Source organism: Actinoplanes palleronii (assembly GCF_016862315.1).
Lineage (GTDB): Bacteria > Actinomycetota > Actinomycetes > Mycobacteriales > Micromonosporaceae > Actinoplanes > Actinoplanes palleronii.
The window spans coordinates 67,548-88,146 of sequence record NZ_BOMS01000090.1; the positions used below are offsets into that span (position 1 = coordinate 67,548).

Genomic DNA, 20,599 nt, shown 5'->3' on the forward strand with positions numbered 1-20,599 from the left:
TCCAGCGCGGCCTCGCCTCCCGCGCTCGCGGGCTGATCCGGCCGCGTTTTCAGTGCGGGTCGCAGCCTCCCGTGACCAGTTCGCGATCGCCGCTTTGCCCCGGACCGCGGCGCACCTCAGGCCCCGGCTGGCTCTCAGGGGTGTCTCCGTGCCCTCGAGACACCCCTGGCGGCCAGCCGCCGGGCCGGTGCTTTCGGCGTTTCTCCACCACGCCGCACACGGCGGCCAGGACGACGCCGAGCAGCATTCCGGCCAGGGCGCCCAGCAGCGGCGAGTGGGCGAAGACCGCGCCACCCAGCCGGCCCAGGGCGATCACGTAGATCGCCCAGGCCACGCTCGCCAGCGCGCTGAACAGCTGGAACCGCCGCATCGGCAGCCGGACCACGCCGGAGGTCACGGTGGTGGCCGCCCGGCCGTAGGGCAGGAACCGGCCGACCAGGATCGCGGCGCCGTCGTGCCGGAGCAGGGCCTGTTTCGCTTTGGCGCGGGCGCGGGCCGCTTTCGAGTCAGCTGGTGAGCCCGGGCGCCGGGTGGGGTCGCGCCGGGCGATCCGCCGGCCGATCAGGTAGGAGATCCGGTCGCCGGCCACGCCGCCGGACATCGCGGCCGCGGCCAGCCCCGCCACGTGCGGGGAACCGGTCGCCGAGAGGGCGGCCGCACCGATCAGCACGGCCTCGGACGGCACGACCGGGAAGAATCCGTCGATCGCCACGCTCACGAACACGATCACGTACAGCCACGGTGAGGTGAGCAGAGGCATGAGGTGGTCCAGCATCCGCAGCCCCCGTTGGTCGATCCATGCCACGACCGTACGGATCACCAGCAAACTTCACGATGATGCCAACCCACCGATCGACGGTAGAGCTAGCTCCACCCGGAATGCCCCTTAATGGTCTGCCGCCGGCGGTGCTCACTGCGTACAAAATCGGTCTTTGACGGCAACGACCGACGGGCGACGGTGACCTCAACGCGGTCATGGCCAACGCGGCGCGTTATGGGCCGATTCGGTCGGCGAGCCAGCGGCGGAGCGCGGCGAAGTCGGTGTCGGTGAGGCCGATCAGCGGATCCACCTGGTGTAGCAGGGCCGACCCCGGATGGTGAATGCGGACCCAGCGCTGATCGGCTTCGGTCATCTCGTCATCGAGCCAGATGAACGGGATGCCGGCGGCCCGACGGATGAGGGACGTGGTCTTCCAGTGCAGGCCGCGCTCGGGGATGTCCGCGTCCGGGAAGTCGACAACCGGCAGCGGCGGCAGGCCGAGCCGAGGGGCGACGACGACGTTCGCGTCGGACATCCAGGTGGTGGCCCACATCAACCGGCAGCCAAGGGCCAGCAGCCGACGTCCGTCGGCCGGGTCGAGGCGATCCAGCAGCGGGTTGCCTGGCTGATCGGTGCCGGACACGCGCTGGGTCGGCCGGGACCGGAACGGGATCAGCGGGCCATCGACGTCCAGGAAGAGCAGGGGACGCTGATCGCTGGCAGTCATCCCGGAGAACGTATCTCACCACGTCGATCTGGGAAGATCGCGGGATGACATCTTCGCCGCGGTGGCTCAGCCGGTACCAGAGCGGGCAGCGCGATCAGGTCTGGCAGGAGTTGCGGCAGCTCGGCGGCGCGGTGCGGAGCGGGGAGTGGGCGCAGGAGGCGCAACTGGTCTGCGATGAGATGGCGCGGCGGGCCCGGCAGAACGTCGAGGTCATCGTGGAGCGGCTGTCGCAGGGCGGCTACCGGTTCCACGCCAACGACGATGAGCAGACGCCGGTGCCGGCGCACACTCCGCCGACGGCGGTGCCGCGGCGCAGGCGGAGTGGCTGGCGGAGAAGTTCGGGCCGGTGCCGATGACGCTGTTGTCGTGGGTGCGCATCGTCGGGGATGTCTGGTTGGTGGGCACGCACCCGGAGTGGGCCGCTTCGGCGGCTGCCGACCCGCTGGTGATCGAGCTGGAGGGGACCCGCTATCCGGACAGCCCGATCCGCGACTGGTTCACCGAGGAATGGGACGGGTGGCAGGAGCAGCAGGCGGAGGATCCGGACGGCGATCTGTTCGTGCTGCCGGCCGCACCGGACCGTTTCCACAAGGACAACACCAGCGGCGGTATGCCGTATGGCTTCATCCTTCCGGACACCTGCGTCGACGGCCTGTTCAGCTGGGAGACGACGATGTCGTTCGTTTCATATCTGAACTGGGTGTTCAGCGAGGGCGGATTCCCCTGGCCCTCCGGCGACGACGCCCAGTGGCAGGTGCGGCACCACCTGGTGAAGGACATGCTGCCGTTGTGAGAGCACCGGGCCGACCGCCGAGGCACCGGCCGCGACCCGGTCCACCAACTCATCGAAGTTCACACCGCATGATCCCTGATCGCGAGCATCTTCAGTGCTTTGTGCGCAGTGCCCGCCGGTAGCGGTACCGGTAGCATTTCTGCGCGACGAGCAAGGCCGGAAACGCCCACCGCCAGCGGCCCTGAGACGATCTCGTCAACGATCGCAGGGTGAGCCGGACTTCTCCGCTGGAGTCGCGGTGTACAACAAATGCCTCTTCGCCACTCACGGGATGTCCGAAAAGAGTTCCATAGGCGAATCCACAGCGCATCGGCTCGTCCACAACGGCCACCACCCGCACCGGCTCGTGAACGATGAACGGCCCGATACGAGCGGTAACCCGATAGTCGGCGTTCTCTCGTACGCGTATCCCGTTCGTCAGCGACTCGACCGCGAAACCGCTGCGGGTCTTGATCTGCCAGTCCAGGACAGCTGAGGCGGCCTCGTCCCAACACCGTTGCCCGTGGCCGATGACAGCCGTAGTGGCATACCGGCGGTAGCCCTTCGGCCGCTCGGACCAGGTTTCCTCGCCCGGATGTGTGAGTCCGACCGCGCCATAGCTCAGCTTTCCCGTCATCGACGCCATCTTGGCACCGTCGGCCCGGCGGTATGACGGGAACTAAGCGCTTCCAGGTTCACTCGGCCGGCTCGAAGCGGACGATCACGATCTCGTCGCGGCCGCCTGACGGCGTGAAGTGCCGCTCGATGCGTGAGGTCTTGGGCGGCTGACTGGACGGGCGCGGCGGGGTCGCCGGTTTGTCGTACTCATGCAAGGCTTTTGGGATGGCGACGTTTGTTCTGATTCACGGTGGCGGGGGCAGTGCGTGGGACTGGCATCTGGTGGTGCCTGAACTGACCGCTCTCGGTCACGACGTGGTGGTGCCGGAGCTGCCGATCGAGGACAGGTCGGCGGGGTTCGCCGAGTTCTGCGACACGGTCGTCGCTGCGATTGGTGACCGCAGTGACCTGGTGGTCGTCGGGCACTCCTACGGCGGGTTCACCGCGCCGCTGGTCGCCGACAAGCTGCCGGTACGGATGATCGTCCTGCTCACGCCGATGATCCCGAAGCCCGGTGAGAAGCCCGCGGACTGGTGGGGCAACACCGGCTATCACGGCGTCGAAGGGCTCACCGAGGAACAGCAGTTCTTCAACGGCGTACCGGCCGAGATCGTTGCCGCGGCCGCGGAACATGGCCGGGACCAGGTCAGCGCCGAAGGCGGCGAGCCGTGGCCGCTGGACACCTGGCCGAACGTGCCGACGAAGGTGCTCCTCGCCCGCGATGACCGATTCTTCCTACCCGACTTCCAGCGCCGGGTGGCCGCTGACCGGCTGGGCATCGTTCCGGACGAGATCGACGGCGGTCATTGCGTGTCGCTCAGCCACCCGAAGCAGCTCGCCGAGCGGCTGACCGCGTACCTGGTGGCGTGAACTCCTCGGCTCCATGGTTGACTGCGGACGTGGCTGATCTGCGACCGCGCTTCACCGACGATGACGCCCACCAGGTGCGACCAGGACCGCGGCTGGCAGCGGTGCCGGGCTCACCCGGCCTCGTCCTGGACGCGGACACCAGGCAGCTTCTGGCCGACGGCCTCGGCCCGTTCGACATGGACATGCGCTGGCTCGCCCACCTCGACGAGACGAACGTCCTCCGACTGTGGCGATCTTGGACCGGGCACCAGATCTACCAGGCCGTCGTGGAGCCGCGAGCCGCCGGCACCTGGGCGATCCGCGACCTGACCGTCGAGCAGGAACCTGATCGGTACGGCGGGTCCGTCTCGGCGGAGCCCGGCGAGTTCGAACAGGTTCTGATCGTGGTCGTCAACACCTTGCGCCACTTCCGCGCCGGCCACACCCCCTACGGCCCAGGCCCGGACGCGGACCCGCTACCGCCCCCTTGGCCGTGACACATCCTCGCCGCCGGCTCCGACACGACTTCGGTGCCCAGTACGACGGTCTTGGCCCGGCATTCTCAGCGGCGCGGAGAACTGCGGCGGTACCGCGACCTCGGTCGGTACGTCTGGTGAATTGTGGTTGCTCACGGTGCCTGCTGCCCTCACCATCGGGCCGTGCTCAACGACGAATGCCGGCAATGCGAGCAACGGCAGGGCGGGCCTCTGCGGGAGCTGTTCAGCTGCTGCGACCTGGGAATCACTGGAACCAGGCACGCAGCATGCGATTGACTCCGCGATCCGTCGAGGAGCGATCCCCGGTCTGCTCGCCATGCGGGATGCGACGCCACCGATCCGGCTGCCGCACGCTGTCGACGTGCTCCAACACCGGTACGACGCGGGCGTGCCGAGCGCCACCTGACCGTGTTCGTTGCCGTGCGGGCTCCGATCACGCATTGTCGGCGGCAGATACGCTTACGCCGGGTTGGCATGAGCTCGGCGGCCATGGAGAGCGGCGTCATGACGTGCATCGTCGGGATTACGGATGGCACTGCCGTCACCATTGGCGGGGACTCGGCGGGAAGCGACGGATGGCACGTCACGGTGCGGTCGGATTCCAAGGTGTTTCAAGTGGGGCCCTACCTGATGGGCTTCACGACCAGCTATCGGATGGGCCAGCTCCTGCGCTACTCCCTGGACGTCGGCGAACCCGACACCTGGGACGTCGACCGGTTCATGGTGACCACGTTCATCGAGGCCGTCCGCGAGTGCCTCTCCACGGGCGGCTACGCCAAAACCGAGAACGGCCAGGAGCAGGGCGGACAGTTCCTCGTCGGCATTCACGGCCGACTGTACGTCGTCGGCGACGACTATCAGATCGGGCACACGATCTCGGGTTATGCCGCGGTGGGGTCCGGTTATCTGGTCGCTCTGGGCTCGCTGCACTCCACGGCCAGGTCGCCGATCAGCAGCCGGGAACGCGCGGTGATGGCACTCGAAGCGGCGGCCGAGCTCACCGAGGGCGTGCGGCCACCTTTCACCGTGGTGCAGTCGGAGTGACAAGCGGCCACACCAGCAAAGCGACACGGCTGGCGGGCACGCCCGGGAATCCCTTCATGACCACGCCTCGGTCATCGTCATCCGGTGTCGAACACCAGCCTTCGGGGCGTTGATCGTTCAGGCGTGGCCCGGCTGGCGGCGTGCACATCTTTCAAAGGGCACGGGTGGGCGTACGCCGAAATTCGCTTGAAGGTTGAAAAATGCCGCCCTACGGTGCGCTGGTGGTCGATGCGGCAGCTGCGGGGAGAATGCGCATCCGGATGCATGTTCATCACTTGCCTGGCGAGAGTCCATTGCGGCGCGTCCTCGTTCCGGCGACTCCGTTGCGTCGCATGCACATCACCAAGGTCCTGTGGCAGCACAGCGGGGCGCTGATCGGCTCGCGGGCGGATCTGCTGCGGCTCGGTGCATTGTTCCGGCTGGCCGCCACCAGCCCACATTCCCTGGTGTACCTGCCCTTGCGGGAAAACGTCCGGAGCGAAGCCGTCACCTACTGGGACGCGGGTCAGGGACTGGCCGACCTGGTGATCGGGCGCAGCGATACGGCGCTCCGGCCGTCCGCTTGGCCGATCCTGCGAGCCAGCGTGCGACGTGGGCTCAAGGTCGGCGCACTCGCCACCGTGCGGACGCCGGCTCCGCGCCCTCGACCGGAAGAACGGCAGCCGGCGAGCGAGTGGGAGCGGGAGCGCCACCCGCTGCGAGCTACCGAACATGCCGACACGCTGCTGCTGTCCGGCTCGGCTCGGGCTCTGCACGAGGTGGGCGACGAACTCACCTGGTGCGGTGAGCAGGTCGCACTCAACTCCGAGATCCACCGTTTCGGGGGTCCCGCGCTCCTCAGCCAGGTCAACGGCCCCGCACGCCGGGCCGGCCGTCGCGACGCCAGCTGGCATTTCATGGTGCTGGCCGAGGATCACCTCTTCCACCGGGATCGGTGACCCGTGCCGCTCATCGTTGCCGTCCTCGTGCGTCAGGCACAGCGCTCGCCGGCTGGGCCAGGATGACTGGCCCAGCCGTTGCACCGACGCTCAGCGGGATGACACGACATCCCGGGGTCAGGGCAGTGTGACGACCTGCGCCGCGTACGAAAGGCCGGCGCCGAAGCCCACCAGCAGCGCCGGACCCGAAGTGTCGGGCAGGGCGGCCATGGCCTGGGGAATCGAGGCCGCGCCGGTGTTGCCGTTGGTGACGATGTCGGTGGCCACCTGGACGTGCGGGCCGAGATCCAGGGCCTTGGCCGCGACCGAGGTGATGCGCAGATTGGCCTGGTGCGGGATGAAGGCCGCAAGGTCGGAAGCGGACATGCCCGCCGCGTCCAGCGCGCGCTTGGCAACGTCGGGAACGACGGAGGTCGCCCAGCGGAAGACCTCCGGGCCCGCCATCCGCAGGATGCCCGTCTCGTCGTACCGCAGCACCTCGCTGTGGGAGCCGTCGGCACCCCACACCACCGGGCCGATCTCGCACGTCTGCGCGGGACCCACAACCACCGCGCCCGCGCCGTCGCCGAAGAGGAACGCCGTGCCGCGGTCGTGGTCGTCGATGATGTCCGTCATGCGCTCGGCGCCGACCACCACCACGTAGCCGGCCGCGCCACTGCGGACGAGCGCGTCGGCGGTCGCCAGTGCGTACGGAAAACCGGCGCAAGCCGCGCCCAGGTCCATCGCGGCGGCTGCGGTCGCGCCCAGCGCGTCGGCCACCAGGGGCGCCACGGTGGTCGCCCGGCCGCGGTGGGACATCGTCGCCACCAGGACGGCCGAGACGTCGAGCGGATCGATGCCGGCATTGGCAAGGGCCTTGGAGGCGGCCGCTGCGCCCATCATGACCAGGCTCTCGTCGGGTGCGGCATGCCGGCGCGACTCGATGCCGCATCGTCGGCGGATCCACTCGTCGCTCGAGTCGATCAAGGCGGCGACCGTCTCGTTGCCCACCTCGGTCCGCGGACGGTAGGAGGCGACGCTCATGATGCGCGACCCAGGGTGACTGGTGCGGCGCGGTGATGGGTTGGCCATGAGCGATCTAAGCATGCCCGACTGGGTGCCCTCTGAATGCTTTATTCCTCGCCAGTAACTAAGCGTTCGAGCAAGCTCCAGGGAGGGATGAACGGCGGCAAACGAGGACGCCCAGGACGAGTCCTGGGCTCGGCGCGCCGTTGAGCGACCGGCGACCTTGAGGCGCCGAAGAAGGAGCCTCAAGCGGAGCTGCGCACGTGCGAGCGGTAGTGCCCTGCCCGGATGGCGGTGCGTCACGGGGAGTTGGCGAGGCGGGCTGATCGGCGTAGCGCGAGGATACCGACCAGTAAGGTACCGCCGATCAGAATGAACAAGCCGGCGAATCGCAACTCATCGGTCCTGTCGACGGGTGCGTCCTCCGTGTCGAAATTCAGGTCGCCGCCTTTTATGTGAACGGCAGTTCCCCGATAGAACGTCACTCGCACCGGAAGGCCGACCGCGTCATCCGGTAACGGCCCGTGAAGATTCGCCTCGATCGAGCTCTGCCGGCCGCCGACGTCGATCCCGACCTGGTCGGACGTCAGCGCCGTCACCGTCGCGTCGACCGTGACGCGGCAATACGTCGCGGCGAACACCTGGCCTGGCGAACACGTGGGGGCACTCTGAAACTGGTCCGAGGCGACCGAGCCGTACAGCGACCCGACCAGCAAGACCACACCGAACGTCCAGAAGCCGGCCAATACCAGCAACGCTTTCCGTACCGTAACGCCATCACCCCGCACCCGCCCATGATCGCGCCCTGGCGCAACCGTTCGCTGCGGGGATCAGCGCTCACCGAAATCGATGACATCGCCGGTCAGCGGGTACTGCCCGGTCCGGCCCGGTGCGGGCGGGGCGGCCACTCTCACCGGCGCGGGCGGGTCGCTGTCCAGACCGGTGATCCGGTTCTGGAGCCGGAAGCGGTCGAAGGTGTACGGAACACTGTCGCCGGCCACGCCCAACGGCAGTTCCGGGCTGTCGACCACGTGGAAATGCAGGTGCGGTTCGGTCGAGTTGCCGGTGTTGCCGACCAGGCCGAGTGCCTGCCCACGGGTGAGCCGGTCTCCCGGCCGGACCCGCACGCTGCCGGTCTGCATGTGGGCGTACAGCGCGTACGCCCCGCCGCCGAGGTCCTGGATCACGAAGTTGCCGGTCAGGTCCCCGGGTCCGGTGCGGGGCGGTAGCTTCTCCGGCGTGTTCTCGGGCACGCCGTCCCGGACCGCCAGCACCCGGCCGTCGGCCACCGCCGTGACACCGGCGCCGAAGATGAAGTAGCTCTCGTTGCGGGCCTGGTCACCGGCATAACTGTCCACGCCGCCGCGGGTCCGGACGAAGTCGATCGCGTACCGCTGGGCTGCGAACGTGCCGCCGTTGAGCTCCATGACGGCCAGGCGGTGCACGAACGGGGGCCGGCAGCACCCGTACACGGCGAGACCGCCGCCCCGCAGCGGTGGGCTGAGGTGCAGGGGTTCGCGCTGGGCGACCTTTGTCGCGGCGCCACTCACGGTCCGGTGGGCGGTTCCGGACACCTCGAAGCGGTGGATCAGCCGGGCCGGCGCCCGGGCACCGGCCGCCACCGTGACGTCGAGCAGCAACGAACCGGACGTGCCGGGTGCCAGCGCCCGGCCGAACGTGCGGGCCTTGGGGTCCAGCAGAACTCGTTCGATCGCGCGCGAGTCATAGACGGCGATGGGGCCGGCACGGCCCGGCTCCTGCACTTCCACCCGATCCAGCTGTACCGGCCGGGCGGACACGTTGCGCAGCATGACCTCGTAGACCAGATGTGTCCGATTGTCACTCGCGGGCACCGGCCGCGGCGCCGCCAGCACCCGGGTCTCCAGAATCTGAGCGTCGCCGACTCCCGGCGAGGCGGCAAACGCGGTCGCGGGCACACCGGCGGCCGGCAGAAGCAGCGCCACTCCCCCGGCGAGAATCGCAACCCATCTCCGGTACGCGCTCGGCCGGGCTGCTCCGGACGACACCGGCGAAAACTGCGACATCATGGCTCCCCGGCTGCCGGACTTCGAGCGTCGGCCCGATAAACGGATGCCTTCGAGCCAGTTCCTGATGCTGCTACCTGCCGTCCTCCTTCACAGGCTGTTCGACAGATCCGGGCATCTGCGATGGGTGGCGAGCGACGCTACCGCTCCCCCGACGTGCCTCTCGCATGGAGCATTTCCAGCAACTTGACCGTCGTGTTCCAGCTGCGAACAGTCATCGACTTGTACAGCGGTGACGCCATCATGGCGCTCAACCGGCTCTTTGTTCGCTGCGCGCTGAGGCGTTCCGCATAGACGACGCCATGACCCGGCCAGACCCTGTCGACGCCTTCGCGCGGATTGAAGATGGGCATGACCTCAGCAGACGTGACGCCCATCAGGAAAATCGCGTCGCTGTGGTATTTGTCCGGCTGGTCGCCGAAGCCCTCCGGCCTGTCGTCCACGACACTCTGGAGTTGATCGCGCGTGAGGACCAGGACTTTGATGAGTTCGCTGTCGAGCTGGAAAGCCTCGGGCAGGGCCGCTTCGATCTGAGCAGCCACCTCGACGGCTGTCCGGTCCGACGTCAGGACCACGTTGCCACTGGCGATAAAAGTTGAGACGTCGAGGAACCCCAGTCCTTCCAGGCAATTCCTCAGTTCGGCCATCGGAACCTTGTTCTTGCCTCCGACATTGATGCCGCGCAAAAGAATCAGGAACGTCTTCACCTCGCGCATTTTACCCACGAATGAAGGCCAAGTAAAGCGCGCTTCACCCTGCGCGTGAACAGCGAGAATATCGGCCACATCGGCTTTATCAACATCGCCGGGGAGAGCGAGTGCCGCCCTGGATCGCGCTCGGTGGAAGTGCCTCACCTAGTTCGGAGTGAGGATGCGGATAAGGAAGCCAGAAATGTGCCGGCCCTCCACGTCGTCGTTCCACTTCTCGGCCGTGACGACGGACGCCATGAGACCGGATCCGGCGACCGGCTCGGGCGCGGAGCGGCTGTGCAACGTGGCGATCGAGGTCACGGTGCCGGCGGTCAGCGGAGCGCTCGCATCGCCGTGATGGTCCTCCACCGCATCGATGGTCGCGGCGATACCGTCGTGCAGCACGGTGTCGATCCACCCCAGTTCGGCCAGGTTGGGATGCCCTAGCCGCCACGACACCTCGGAGCCCTCCCGGAACGGCGTACCGCAGCATTCCATCTGCCAGCTGGCCATCCACACGTAGAGCTGCACCACCCAAGCCTGCCAGACGCCACCGTCAGCTACGGTTTGCGTTCGCCGACTACTCGGGACGCCCCGCCACGGCGACCGGTGCGACGGCCCGGAGCTCGGCGGTGAGCCGTACGGCCAGCTTCAGCGCGGATTCCGACGGCGACGACGGGGTCGGCTCGAAGAACGTCACCTTCAGCCGGGGGCGCCGGGGGAACCGGGCGATGTCGACGGTCCCGGAGACCGCCGCGCAGACGATGCGGGCCTCCGGCACCGACTGGGCAAGACGTCCGACCCCGCTCCGGGCGCGCAACTGCCGGCCCTGTGAACGACTGCCCTCCGGGAAGATCCCGAGGCAGCCGCCAGCGGAGAGGCACTGCACCGCGGCATCCAGCGCGTCCATGTCGGCCTCGCCGCGCCGCACGGGGATCTGCCCCATCCCGTCGAGCACCCACCGGAGCAGCGGATTCTTCCAGAGCGACGCTTTGGCGAGGGCCTGGATCTGCCGGCGCCGGCGAGCGGCGAACGCGATGACCACGGGATCCCACGCACTGTCGTGGTTGGCCGGGAGGATCACCGCGCCGCGCATCGGAAGGGTGTCCAAGCCCTCCACCTCGAGGCGGCCCCACCAGCGGACGATCGGGCCCGCCACTGCCATGACCGCTCGATAGGTCCGCGGGATCCGGCCGGCGGTGCCGACGGCAGCGGCAGAACTGTTGCTCTCCATGACCCACTCTCACTGTCCACGCCCGTGCCGTTCACCAGCGAACGCATGCTGTCCTGCTCGCCGATGTCGTCATGCACTGCATGGACGGCGACTCACCGGCCCTGTCTAACAGGTCGAGCGACCCTCAGCAACGCGACAGCGTCGGAGTGGCCTGAGGAAGGAACCAAGGGCGGCTGACCCCGAACCTGGGGTGTGACATTTATGCTACGTTTCTAGCCTCGAGGAGCGGAGGGGCGGACATGACAGCCACCAGCAGTGCCTTCTGGGACGACCTCGCCGAAGACCTCAGAGACCCCGAGTTCCTGCGCGCTTACATCGTTGAGTCCATCCGCCTCGCCACCGTCGACTCGGTGATCAACGCCCTCGATGACGCTCGCGAGGCTGCCGGCCTGTCCAAAGCTGCCCTGGCCCGCGCCATCGGCGCCAACCCCGACGCCATCCGCCGGTTGTTCACGAACGGATCCACGAATCCGACGGTACGCACCGTGGCGGAGATTGCCGCCGCTCTCGGCATGCGCCTCACGCTGGAGCCCCTACCGGCCGCGGAGCGCGAGCAGATCACCGACCCACTCGTGCAGGGCGAGCACGCCGACACTGCGGCGCTCGCCCGCCATTTGCAGGCGATGCGGCGGCAGCGAACTCAACCCAAGCCGCGCCGGCGCACCATCGCCAGAGCGGCATGACCACGGGGCTACATCAGCGAACGGGGATTCCGGGACCAGTACTCCCGGCCGAATTCCCGGACCTGTTTGTAGTCCGCCTCTGACAACGTCGTACGGAACGGCTTGTCCAGACCTGCGACCACCACCAGCAGCGGCTTGGACCGACCGACGGCTTCGTAGTCCAGCAGACAGAACAAGCGATAATGATGCCGGCGCGGCCCATCGACGCGGACCTCGAACCAGCCGGTCATCTCCCCGTGCATGGCCTCCCAGTACCCACCACCGGCGAACCGCTTCGGTGGTGCTGTCGCCACCGCCACCAGGCGCGCCCGGAACTGAGCCCGCACAGCCGGAGGGCATGACCGGAGAAACTCTCGACCGGGCGCCGACTCGTCGGCATCATCATCACGGTGCCGCCGGAAGTAGGCGACATCGTGGGAGTCGTCCGAAAAGGATCAATTTCGGTACGGCACCACCCGACATGCGCGCGGCTGGATCTGGGGGACGATGGGTGCATGATCGGGGACCGGTGGGGTGTGGGCGACGGCGATGTGTCTCGGGCTTATCCGTGTGATGACTTTGTGGTCTCGCCTGCCCTGCAAGCGTGGCGAGGCGTCCCGGTGAATGCACCCGCCGCCGCGGTCTGGCCCTGGATCGTTCAGATCAGACTCGCGCCGTACTCCTACGACTGGATCGACAACCTCGGGCGGCGGTCGCCTCAGCAGCTCGTGAGTCTTCCCGAGCCGCGCGCCGGGGATCCGTTCACCACGGCCGGCGGGCGGCAGACCGGCCGGATCGTCGCGGTCGACGCCGGGAGCCACCTCACCGCGACCATCATGGGCGCTTTCATGTCCTACGTCCTGGATCCGCAAGCGGACGGCACGACGCGCCTGCTGCTCAAGGTGGTCATGCAGAACCACCGCTGGGCCGCTCCGGCCGCGTCGGTCGGCGATCTGGTCATGGCCCGGCGGCAGCTGCTCAATCTGAAGCGTCTCGCCGAACAGCAGCAATAGCCTCCGAAGAAAAGATGCCGGCGAGGAAGATGTTCACCCCGGCCAGGAACTGCGCACGATCGTCGTGCTCCCGGAGCAACGCCGCCGACTCCTGGACAAGTGGGTCGGAGTCCTGTCTGGCCCACTCCGCAGCCAAACCGTCCAGGAACTCCTTGCGCGCCGCCCCGTCCGGCGCCCGCCGAGCCCCCGCGGCATGCTGCCCGGCCGCTCCCAGCACGTAGTTCACCAGCGCCGACCCCGCGTCAGCCAGCGCCGTCCCGCCAACCCCGAGAGCGCTCAGCGACACCCCCACCGCCTTCCAGATCTGCAGGACCGCGGGCTGGAACGGCTCCCGCGAGAGCTGCACCCCCACCCACGGACGCGCGTCGATCGCCTCGAAGATGCCCAGCGCCAGCGCCCGGATCGACCCCCGAGGGTCATCACCGCCGGCCGCCGCCGCGACCACCTGGCTGATCACGCCGTCCGCGGCCGCGGCCAGGAGTTCGTCCTTGTTCGTGACGTGGTGATAGATCGCGCCCCGCCCGGTGGCGAGGTGGGCGGTGACCGCGCGCAGTGTCAGGCCGCTCTCGCCCGCGGTGTCCAGGATCTGAATGGTCGCCTCGACGATGCGCTCCCGGGAGAGCGCGTCGGTGCGTCGGGAGGTCATGAACGTCATCTTGACAGAGTTGGACCGCTGGTCCAATAGTGGGTTCATTGGACCGCCGGTCCAACCGACGGAGAAGAGAGCCCCATGCACGTCACGATCGTCGGCGCCGGCCTCGGCGGCCTCACCCTGGCCCGGGTCCTGCACCTCAACGGCATCCCGGTCACCGTCTACGACGCGGAGACCTCGGCGGGCGCCCGCACCCAGGGCGGCCAGCTCGACCTGCACGAGCACAACGGCCAGCTCGCCATAGCCATCGCCGGGCTCACCGAGGAGTACCGCGGCATCATCCACCACGGCGGCGGCGCGCAACGCGTCCTCGACCGGCACGCCACCGTGCTCGCCGAACTCCCCGACGACGGCACCATGACCCGCCCCGAGGCCCTGCGCGGCGACATCCGCCGCATCCTCCTCGAGTCACTCCCGGCCGGCACCGTGCGGTGGGGCAAGAAGCTCATCGCAGCGCGTCCACTGGACCAGGGCCGGCACGAGTTGACCTTCGCGGACGGCTCGACGGCCGGCACCGAGATCCTGGTGGGCGCGGACGGCGCTTGGTCCAGGGTCCGCCCACTGCTTTCACCAAACATTCCGGTGTACGCAGGGATGACCTACATCGACACCTACCTGCACGACGTCGACGAGCGCCACCCCGCGGCGGCGAAGGTCGTCGGCGACGGTGCCATGTACGCCCTCATCCCCGGCAAGGGTTTCCTGGCCCACCGCGAAGCGGGCGACGTCATCCACACCTACGTCATCCTCGACCACCCCCTCGAGTGGTTCGAGGCACCCACCACGAAGGAACGGATCGCCGCCGAGTTCGGCGGGTGGGCACCCGAGCTCGTCGCCCTGATCGCCGACAGCGACACCCCGCCGGTCGTCCGCAGCATCCACCAGCTCCCCGACCGGCACCGCTGGCCCCGGACCCCCGGCGTGACCCTGCTCGGCGACGCCGCGCACGTGACCGTCCCCGGCGGCGAGGGCGCGAACATCGCGATGCTCGACGGCGCCGAACTCGGCCAGGCGCTCGCCGCGCACCCCGGTGACCCCGAGGCGGCTCTCACCGCGTACGAAAAAGTGATGTTCCGGCGAGGCGAAGCCGAAGCCGTTGCCGCGCGCGACACCATCGACCTGATCTTCGGTGCCGGCGCGCCCCACGGTCTGGCCGACCTGCTGACCGGAACCGATCGGTAAGCCCGGCTCACCAGCCGGGGCCGCGGGCGAGGCGGATCGGCCCGGTGGCGGTGGTGACGTCGACGTCCTCGCCGTGCTGGCGGACGACGATGACGTCGTCTCGCGCCAGGCCGGCGGCCACCTCGCGCGCCGGGTCCATCAGGTCCCGCCACGACTCGCCGCCGACGACGCGGGCCGCGTCGCTCGGGCAGATGGTGGCATCGGGGTCGCGGTGCCGCAGCAGCGCCCGGATCGTCGCGGCCAGCCTCACCCGCCGGCCGCCGGGGGTCGGTTCCCACCAGGGATCGCCGCGCTCCCCCAGCGCCACCTTGGCATCCTGCACCCGCGGGCGGGCCGCTTCCGGGTCGCTGCGCACGAGCCGGCGGGCCGCCATCAGCTCGTTCACCAACTCCTGACGCAGCGCCTCAGGAATAGCCGGATCGGTGGCCCGCCACCGCCGCCCGGCCACGACCAGATACCGCCCGTCCTCCGTCATCGTGGCGTCATCACGCGAGCTCATCGCCCCATTGTCCCCGGCGAGCCACCCGCCGGCCCGGACTCCGGCCCGCCCCGCGGTCAGCCCTTCAGGCCGGTGAAGCTCATGGTGGCGATGAAGCGCTTCTGGGCCACCAGGAATGCCAGGATCAGCGGCATCGTGGCCAGCACGTTGCCGGCCATCAACTGGGACCACTCGGTGTGCCGGGTGCCCTGGAACGTCGCCAGTCCCACCTGCAGGGTGAACCGGCTGTCGTCGGAGATCGCGACCAGCGGCCAGAGCAGGTCGTTCCAGCTGGACAGCAGGGTGAACACCGCGAGAGTGGCCAGCGCCGGGCGGGCCAGTGGCAGCACGATGCTGCGGAACGTCCGCCACCGGCCGCATCCGTCGATCAGCGCGGCCTCCTCCAGCTCGGCCGGCAGGGACAGGAAGAACTGGCGCATCAAGAAGATGCCGAACGCCGAGGCCAGCCACGGTACGAACGCCGCGGCGAGGGTGTCGACGATGCCGATCCGGGCGAACATCAGGTAGGTCGGGATCATCAGCAGCTGGATCGGGACCATCACGGTGGCGACCACGACCAGGAACGCCACGCCCCGGCCGGCGAACTTGAGGCGGGCGAAGCCGTACCCGGCGGTGGAGCAGAGGGCCAGGTGCGCGACCACCGAGACGGCCGACACGACGATCGAGTTGCCGAGCCAGCGCAGCGCGGACGTCTCGGTGAGCAACGCGGTCCAGCCGGACAGGTGCAGGCTGCTCGGAATGAGCTTCGGCGGGAACTGGTTGATCTCCGCGTTGCTCATGAAGGAGGTCAGCACCATTTGTACGAGCGGGAGCACGAACAGCAGCGCCAGCGGCATGAGCAGGAGGTGCCAGGGACTGAACGGAAGACGACGCATCAGAACACTTCCGATCCACGCCGGCGGCTGTACCAGATGATCCCGAGGGTGAGCAGCAGCGTCACGGCGAACAGCAGGTAGGCGGCTGCCGCGCCGTACCCGAGGCGTTGGGTTTGAAAGGCCAGCTCGTAGATGTAGTAGACGACGGTCTGGGTGCTGTTCAACGGCCCGCCGCGGGTGGTCGTGTAGATCAGGTCGAACAGCTGCACCGCCGTGATCGTCTGCCAGACCGCGGCGAACACCGTGACCGGGCGCAGCTCCGGCAACGTGATGTGCCGGAACACCCGCCAGCGGCTCGCGCCGTCCATCTTGGCCGCCTCGACCAGCTCGGCCGGGATGTCCTGCAGCGCGGCCAGGTAGATCACCGTGGTGAAGCCGACCTCACCCCAGAGCGCGATCAGGCAGATCACGTAGAGCGCCTGAGACGGGCTCTCCAGGAATTGCTGGGTGGGCAGCCCGAGCGTGCGCAGCACCTGGTTGGCCGCGCCGAACTGCGGGTTGAAGACGAACGAGGCCAGGATGCCGGTGGCGGCGGCCGAGGCGACGTACGGCACGAAGATGCACGTCCGGTAGAACCCGATCAGCCGGATCCGCTGGTTGAGCGCCACCGCGACGAGCATGCCCAGCCCGATCGAGGCCGGTACGAACAGGGCCGCCAGCAGCAGCGTGTGCCGGGCCGCGGCCAGCATGTCCGGGTCCTGGGCGAGCCGGGCGTAGTTGGTCCAGCCGACCGGCACCCCGGGTGAGATCCCGTTCCACTTGGCCCGGGAGATGAAGAACGCCCACACGGCCGGGAACAGCGAGAGTCCGACAACGATCAGCGTGGCCGGCCCCACGAACGCCCAGCCGGTCACATCAAAACGCCGGCGAACCTTGACAGCAGGCACCGTACGGGGCAGCGCGAACGTCAGACCCGCCATCAGTTCACCAGCGCGTCTGCGGACTTCTTCGCGGCCGCGTCGAGAGCCTGCTTCGGCGTGGACTTCCCTTGCAGGACCTCGGCGATCGCGTCACCGACGTTGCGGGACAGCTCCTCGTACCCGGGTGCGGTCGGCCGGGCCTGTTTGGCGTTGGCCAGGTTGTCGAAGAACTTCTGCCCGCCCGGGTACTCCTTGACGTAGGCGGCGAACTCCGGCGTCGACGCCTCGGTGGAGCGCAGCGGCAGGTTGCCCACCGCGAGGTTCCACTTCGCGTCGGTCTCCGCGCTGGTCAGCCACGTGGTGAAGGCCCGGGTGGCGCCGGCCCGGTTCGCGTCGCCGTGGTCGAAGAGCACCCACAGGTCCGGCCCGGAGACGGTCTGGTGATCGCCGTTGAAGCCGGGCAGGTCGGCCACCCCGTAGGACAGCTTCGCCTCCTTGAGCTCGATCAGCGACCACGGCCCGGAGAGCATCATCCCGATCCGGCCGCTGTTGAACAGCCGCCAGTAGCGCTCGTCGGTCTGGTCCAGGTACATCGACTTGTCGTCGACGGCCATCTGCCGCAGCGTCTCCAGGGCGGCCACCCCGGCGTCGGAGTTGAACGCCGGTTTCGTGCCGTCCAGGATCTGCCCGCCGTGCTGCCAGAGCAGCGGCCACAGGTGCCAGGTGGTGTCCTCACTGCCCGAAACGGAATAGGCGGTGCCGTAGGTGTTGGTGCTCGCGTCGGTCAATGTGCGCGCCGCCGTGCGGAAGTCGTCCCAGGACCAGTCGTCGGTCGGATACGTCAACCCGGCCTGATCGAACAGCTTCGTGTTGTAGATCAGCGCGATGTTGTCGACCAGGGCCGGCACCCCGATCACCTTGCCGCCCGAGGTGGCCGTCTGGCGGGCCGCCTCCGGGATCTCGGTCCACCCGAACGACGGCTGCTGCACGTACGACGAAAGGTCCTGGGTCTTGCCACTCGCGGACAGGTCACCGGCCCAACTACCGTAAGCATAGGAAATATCCGGATAGGTGCCGCCGGTGAAACCGGCGGACAGCTTGGTCAGCAGGTCGTCGGTGGTGGGCGCGCCGGTCGAGGTCTTGATCGTGACGTTCGGGTGGGCGGTGTGGTACTCGGCCGCGAGACGTTCCGCGACCTTCTCCGCCTCCTCGGTCTGCCCGGTCCACCAGGTGATCTCGACGGTCGCGTTCGGGTCGTAACCCGCGGCCGCGTCCTTGCCGGGTTCGGCGGTACCGCCCATGCAGGCGGTGGTCAGCAACAACAGGGCGGCCGCGCCGCCGGCGAGCGAGCCAGGTCTCATCACGGGGGACCTCTTCCTCAGGTGAGCACCACGGATCTAGTGAGCAGGCGGGGGCGATCGGGGTCGAGGCCGCGGTGGGCGGCCAGGGCGAGGGCGAAACGCTGGGCGAGGACGAGTTGAGCGAGCGGGTCCCGGTCGTCCCGGTAGGCGGTGGCGCCGGCCTCCCGGGCCACGTCGTCGAGTTCGGCGGGCACGTCGCCGAACGACCAGATCAGGCTGCGCGGCCCGGCCACCGCGACCGGTCCGTGCCGGAAGTCGCGCGCCGGGTAGGACTCCGAGTAGGCCTGCGCCGCCTCGCGGACCTTCAGCGCCGCCTCGTGTGCCAGGCCGATGGTCCACCCGGTGCCGAGAAACACCAGGTGGTCGATGTCCGCCGGGTCCGCGGGCAGGGGCGCGGTCAGCGCGGCGTCACCGTCCGCGACAACCGATTCAAGATCTTTTCCGTACGCCGTACGCGCGAGAGCGAGCACGGAGGTCGGGAACCTGGTCTGCACCACACTGCGCTCGTCGGCGAAGTCGAGCAGCAGTCGCGCGTCGGTCAGGTCGTCGACCGGCTCCCCGCGGACCGCGGTGACCGCGATCCGGCGGGTGCCGGCCGGAACCTGGCGCAGCGCTTCCAGGACCTCGGTGGAGGTGCCGGAGCGGGTGATCGCGACGACCCGGTCGTAGTGCCGGCGCGGCACGTACTCGGAGGCGCAGACCGCGTCGGTCTCGCCCAGCCCCGCGTCTTCGCGCAGCTCGGCGATGCTCTGTGCGACGAACCAGGACGTGCCGCAGCCGAGCACGAGCATCCGCTCCCCCGGCGCGGCCAACTCCCGGACCGCCTCCGGCTCGAGCGTGGCGGCCCGGCGCCACACCGCGGGCTGACTGGCGATCTCCGCGGACGTGTTATTCATGTCCGTGGATTATGCTCGTTTGTGCTCGCTTCACAAGATGCGCGCAGCAAACGAGCATCCGCTGCTGCGCGTTTCAGGATCGGAGCGCCGGGGGCAGCAGGTCGCCGTGGGCGGCGGTCAGCTCGTCGCAGAGTGCCCAGATCGCGTCAACGGTCAGGCTCGCCGCCGTGTTCGGGTCGACCATCGCGGCCTGCCGGACCATCCGCGGGTCGCCGTCGACGGCCGCGCGGACGGTGAGCTCGCCGACGCTGACGAACGAGCGGTTCAGCGCGGCGCACTGCGGGGGCAGGGCGCCGACGTGTTCGGGTTTGATTTCGCCGTCGTCGACCAGGCACGGGACCTCCACGGCGTACCCGTCGGGCAGGTTGGTGATCAGGCCGGTGTTGGGCACGGTGGCGTGGATCCGGCGCGGGGTGCCGGTGACCATGCTGTGGATGACCTGAGGGGCGTACTCAGTGGCCGGGCGGGTCAGGTCCAGGGCCTCGCCGGCCAGCAGGGAGCGGCGGGTGGTGTGGTACTCGGCGACGTTGTCCGCGCTGATCTGCAGGTAGTCGCCGACCGGGATGCGCAGCCGGTCGACCTCGCTGTCGTGGTGCAGGTACCAGGGCACGTACTCCGAGGAGTGCTCGCTGGTCTCGGTCGGGAACCAGCCGAGCCGCCGGTACATGTCCATCCGGACGCGCCGTCGCAGCTCGGGGTCCCGGTCCAGGAGCGCGTCGAGCTGGGGGTAGAGCGACTCGCCGCGGTGCTCGAAGCGCAGCAGCCAGGCCTGGTGGTTCACCCCGGCGCCGGTGTAGTCGATCTCGTCGAGCGGCACGCCGAGCAGCGCGGCCAGGTCGTGCACGGTCCAGAACACCGAGTGGCACAGCCCGGCGACCTTGAGCCGGGGCGCCGTGGCGGCCAGGTAGGCGACGTTCATCGCCATCGGGTTGGTGTAGTTGAGCAGCCAGGCGTCCGGGCAGAGCTCCAGCATGTCGGCGGCGATCCCGTCGAGCACCGGGAAGGTGCGCAGCGCGCGGAAGATGCCGCCGACGCCGAGGGTGTCCGCGATCGTCTGCCGCAGGCCGTACTTGGCCGGGATCTCGAAGTCGCGCACGGTCGCCGGGTAGCCGCCGACCTGGATCGCGTTGATCACGAAGTCGGCGCCCTGCAGCGCCCGGCGCCGGTCCAGATGGGCGGTCACCGCCGGCTTCGCGCCGAGCTGCTCCGCGGTACGACGGGCGATCAGCTCGGCCGTCTCCAGCCGTTCCGGGTCGATGTCGTGCAGGGCCAGGGTGACGCCGGTCAGTTCGTCGAAGGAGAGGATGTCGGCCAGCAGCTCGCGGGTGAACACGACACTGCCCGCGCCCAGGAAAGCGATCACCGTCATGCGCGGATTGTTGGTCGCGGATGGCCGAACGTGCAAGGATCGCGGGCAAACG

Annotated in this window: 27 protein-coding genes; 9 read left to right on the forward strand and 18 right to left on the reverse strand. The window is 68.9% G+C overall.

Annotated features, from left to right (window positions below; all coding sequences use genetic code 11):
- Positions 1 to 49 precede the first annotated feature (49 nt).
- Both Apa02nite_RS28680 and Apa02nite_RS28685 read right to left on the reverse strand, forming a co-directional pair.
- Positions 50 to 820 carry a DedA family protein gene (locus Apa02nite_RS28680; RefSeq protein ID WP_203827773.1) on the reverse strand — a complete coding sequence of 257 codons (771 nt, stop codon included), beginning with the start codon at positions 818 to 820 and terminating at the stop codon, positions 50 to 52.
- Positions 821 to 992: 172 nt separating this feature from the next.
- Positions 993 to 1,487, reverse strand: coding sequence for an HAD domain-containing protein (locus Apa02nite_RS28685; protein WP_203827774.1), 495 nt, complete (start codon positions 1,485 to 1,487; stop codon positions 993 to 995).
- A 44-nt stretch (positions 1,488 to 1,531) separates the two neighbouring features.
- Between Apa02nite_RS28685 and Apa02nite_RS28690 the strand changes: the two genes are divergently transcribed.
- Positions 1,532 to 1,843: a hypothetical protein gene (locus Apa02nite_RS28690; RefSeq protein WP_203827775.1), complete on the forward strand. Its 312-nt coding sequence runs from the start codon at positions 1,532 to 1,534 to the stop codon at positions 1,841 to 1,843.
- Positions 1,834 to 2,280: a hypothetical protein gene (locus tag Apa02nite_RS28695; protein ID WP_203827776.1), complete on the forward strand. Its 447-nt coding sequence runs from the start codon at positions 1,834 to 1,836 to the stop codon at positions 2,278 to 2,280. Before Apa02nite_RS28690 ends, Apa02nite_RS28695 begins: the two co-directional genes overlap by 10 nt.
- Before the next feature lie 91 nt (positions 2,281 to 2,371).
- Here Apa02nite_RS28695 and Apa02nite_RS28700 read toward each other — a convergent pair whose 3' ends face one another.
- Both Apa02nite_RS28700 and Apa02nite_RS28705 read right to left on the reverse strand, forming a co-directional pair.
- Positions 2,372 to 2,905 carry a DUF1990 domain-containing protein gene (locus Apa02nite_RS28700; protein WP_203827777.1) on the reverse strand — a complete coding sequence of 178 codons (534 nt, stop codon included), beginning with the start codon at positions 2,903 to 2,905 and terminating at the stop codon, positions 2,372 to 2,374.
- 49 nt (positions 2,906 to 2,954) lie between these two features.
- Positions 2,955 to 3,092: a hypothetical protein gene (locus tag Apa02nite_RS28705; protein ID WP_203827778.1), complete on the reverse strand. Its 138-nt coding sequence runs from the start codon at positions 3,090 to 3,092 to the stop codon at positions 2,955 to 2,957.
- Positions 3,093 to 3,102: 10 nt separating this feature from the next.
- Here Apa02nite_RS28705 and Apa02nite_RS28710 point away from each other — a divergent pair, with 10 nt between their 5' ends.
- The 4 genes from Apa02nite_RS28710 (at position 3,103) to Apa02nite_RS28725 (ending at position 6,205) form a co-directional block, all read left to right on the forward strand.
- A complete protein-coding gene (locus Apa02nite_RS28710) occupies positions 3,103 to 3,747 on the forward strand; it encodes an alpha/beta fold hydrolase (RefSeq protein ID WP_203827779.1) in 645 nt (214 codons plus the stop codon).
- A 29-nt stretch (positions 3,748 to 3,776) separates the two neighbouring features.
- Complete coding sequence (locus Apa02nite_RS28715) at positions 3,777 to 4,223, forward strand: hypothetical protein (protein ID WP_203827780.1); 447 nt, start codon at positions 3,777 to 3,779, stop codon at positions 4,221 to 4,223.
- A 615-nt stretch (positions 4,224 to 4,838) separates the two neighbouring features.
- Positions 4,839 to 5,267, forward strand: a complete 429-nt coding sequence (locus tag Apa02nite_RS28720; RefSeq protein ID WP_239164636.1) for a hypothetical protein — start codon at positions 4,839 to 4,841, stop codon at positions 5,265 to 5,267.
- Positions 5,268 to 5,599: 332 nt separating this feature from the next.
- Entirely contained in the window at positions 5,600 to 6,205 is a 606-nt protein-coding gene (locus tag Apa02nite_RS28725; protein ID WP_203827781.1) for a hypothetical protein, read from the forward strand.
- A gap of 117 nt (positions 6,206 to 6,322) precedes the next feature.
- On the opposite strand, the gene Apa02nite_RS28730 is transcribed toward Apa02nite_RS28725, so the two are convergent.
- From Apa02nite_RS28730 to Apa02nite_RS28755, 6 genes are all read right to left on the reverse strand, one after another.
- The gene (locus Apa02nite_RS28730; RefSeq protein ID WP_239164637.1) at positions 6,323 to 7,228 is read right to left on the reverse strand and encodes a beta-ketoacyl-ACP synthase 3; all 906 of its coding nucleotides are present in this window, start codon (positions 7,226 to 7,228) and stop codon (positions 6,323 to 6,325) included.
- Positions 7,229 to 7,509: 281 nt separating this feature from the next.
- The gene (locus tag Apa02nite_RS28735) at positions 7,510 to 7,998 is read right to left on the reverse strand and encodes a hypothetical protein (protein ID WP_203827782.1); all 489 of its coding nucleotides are present in this window, start codon (positions 7,996 to 7,998) and stop codon (positions 7,510 to 7,512) included.
- Positions 7,999 to 8,040: 42 nt separating this feature from the next.
- Positions 8,041 to 9,174: a M23 family metallopeptidase gene (locus Apa02nite_RS28740; protein WP_203827783.1), complete on the reverse strand. Its 1,134-nt coding sequence runs from the start codon at positions 9,172 to 9,174 to the stop codon at positions 8,041 to 8,043.
- Between the two features lie 221 nt (positions 9,175 to 9,395).
- Positions 9,396 to 9,971 carry a DUF1697 domain-containing protein gene (locus Apa02nite_RS28745; RefSeq protein ID WP_203827819.1) on the reverse strand — a complete coding sequence of 192 codons (576 nt, stop codon included), beginning with the start codon at positions 9,969 to 9,971 and terminating at the stop codon, positions 9,396 to 9,398.
- Positions 9,972 to 10,109: 138 nt separating this feature from the next.
- Positions 10,110 to 10,475 (reverse strand): DUF6578 domain-containing protein, encoded by a 366-nt coding sequence (locus tag Apa02nite_RS28750; RefSeq protein ID WP_203827784.1) that lies wholly within the window; start codon positions 10,473 to 10,475, stop codon positions 10,110 to 10,112.
- A gap of 49 nt (positions 10,476 to 10,524) precedes the next feature.
- Positions 10,525 to 11,109 carry a lysophospholipid acyltransferase family protein gene (locus tag Apa02nite_RS28755; protein ID WP_239164638.1) on the reverse strand — a complete coding sequence of 195 codons (585 nt, stop codon included), beginning with the start codon at positions 11,107 to 11,109 and terminating at the stop codon, positions 10,525 to 10,527.
- Between the two features lie 308 nt (positions 11,110 to 11,417).
- Between Apa02nite_RS28755 and Apa02nite_RS28760 the strand changes: the two genes are divergently transcribed.
- Positions 11,418 to 11,861, forward strand: coding sequence for a helix-turn-helix domain-containing transcriptional regulator (locus tag Apa02nite_RS28760; protein ID WP_203827786.1), 444 nt, complete (start codon positions 11,418 to 11,420; stop codon positions 11,859 to 11,861).
- 8 nt (positions 11,862 to 11,869) lie between these two features.
- Here Apa02nite_RS28760 and Apa02nite_RS28765 read toward each other — a convergent pair whose 3' ends face one another.
- Positions 11,870 to 12,187, reverse strand: coding sequence for a hypothetical protein (locus tag Apa02nite_RS28765; RefSeq protein WP_203827787.1), 318 nt, complete (start codon positions 12,185 to 12,187; stop codon positions 11,870 to 11,872).
- A gap of 168 nt (positions 12,188 to 12,355) precedes the next feature.
- On the opposite strand from Apa02nite_RS28765, the gene Apa02nite_RS28770 reads away from it, so the two are divergent.
- Positions 12,356 to 12,853 (forward strand): polyketide cyclase, encoded by a 498-nt coding sequence (locus Apa02nite_RS28770; protein ID WP_203827788.1) that lies wholly within the window; start codon positions 12,356 to 12,358, stop codon positions 12,851 to 12,853.
- Here Apa02nite_RS28770 and Apa02nite_RS28775 read toward each other — a convergent pair.
- The gene (locus Apa02nite_RS28775) at positions 12,819 to 13,499 is read right to left on the reverse strand and encodes a TetR/AcrR family transcriptional regulator (protein WP_203827789.1); all 681 of its coding nucleotides are present in this window, start codon (positions 13,497 to 13,499) and stop codon (positions 12,819 to 12,821) included. The genes Apa02nite_RS28770 and Apa02nite_RS28775 overlap by 35 nt on opposite strands.
- An 84-nt stretch (positions 13,500 to 13,583) precedes the next feature.
- On the opposite strand from Apa02nite_RS28775, the gene Apa02nite_RS28780 reads away from it, so the two are divergent.
- A complete protein-coding gene (locus Apa02nite_RS28780) occupies positions 13,584 to 14,687 on the forward strand; it encodes an FAD-dependent oxidoreductase (RefSeq protein ID WP_203827790.1) in 1,104 nt (367 codons plus the stop codon).
- 7 nt (positions 14,688 to 14,694) lie between these two features.
- Here the strand turns inward: Apa02nite_RS28780 and Apa02nite_RS28785 are convergent, their stop codons facing one another.
- The 6 genes from Apa02nite_RS28785 to Apa02nite_RS28810 all read right to left on the reverse strand — a co-directional run bounded on the left by Apa02nite_RS28785 (position 14,695) and on the right by Apa02nite_RS28810 (position 20,547).
- Positions 14,695 to 15,186 (reverse strand): DUF3253 domain-containing protein, encoded by a 492-nt coding sequence (locus Apa02nite_RS28785; protein ID WP_239164639.1) that lies wholly within the window; start codon positions 15,184 to 15,186, stop codon positions 14,695 to 14,697.
- Positions 15,187 to 15,242: 56 nt separating this feature from the next.
- Entirely contained in the window at positions 15,243 to 16,061 is an 819-nt protein-coding gene (locus Apa02nite_RS28790) for a carbohydrate ABC transporter permease (RefSeq protein ID WP_203827791.1), read from the reverse strand.
- A complete protein-coding gene (locus tag Apa02nite_RS28795; RefSeq protein WP_203827792.1) occupies positions 16,061 to 16,981 on the reverse strand; it encodes a carbohydrate ABC transporter permease in 921 nt (306 codons plus the stop codon). Before Apa02nite_RS28795 ends, Apa02nite_RS28790 begins: the two co-directional genes overlap by 1 nt.
- Entirely contained in the window at positions 16,981 to 18,282 is a 1,302-nt protein-coding gene (locus Apa02nite_RS28800; RefSeq protein WP_203827793.1) for an ABC transporter substrate-binding protein, read from the reverse strand. Before Apa02nite_RS28800 ends, Apa02nite_RS28795 begins: the two co-directional genes overlap by 1 nt.
- 17 nt (positions 18,283 to 18,299) lie before the next feature.
- Positions 18,300 to 19,178 carry an SIS domain-containing protein gene (locus tag Apa02nite_RS28805; RefSeq protein ID WP_203827794.1) on the reverse strand — a complete coding sequence of 293 codons (879 nt, stop codon included), beginning with the start codon at positions 19,176 to 19,178 and terminating at the stop codon, positions 18,300 to 18,302.
- A gap of 73 nt (positions 19,179 to 19,251) precedes the next feature.
- Positions 19,252 to 20,547 (reverse strand): alpha-glucosidase/alpha-galactosidase, encoded by a 1,296-nt coding sequence (locus Apa02nite_RS28810; RefSeq protein WP_203827795.1) that lies wholly within the window; start codon positions 20,545 to 20,547, stop codon positions 19,252 to 19,254.
- Positions 20,548 to 20,599 lie beyond the last annotated feature (52 nt).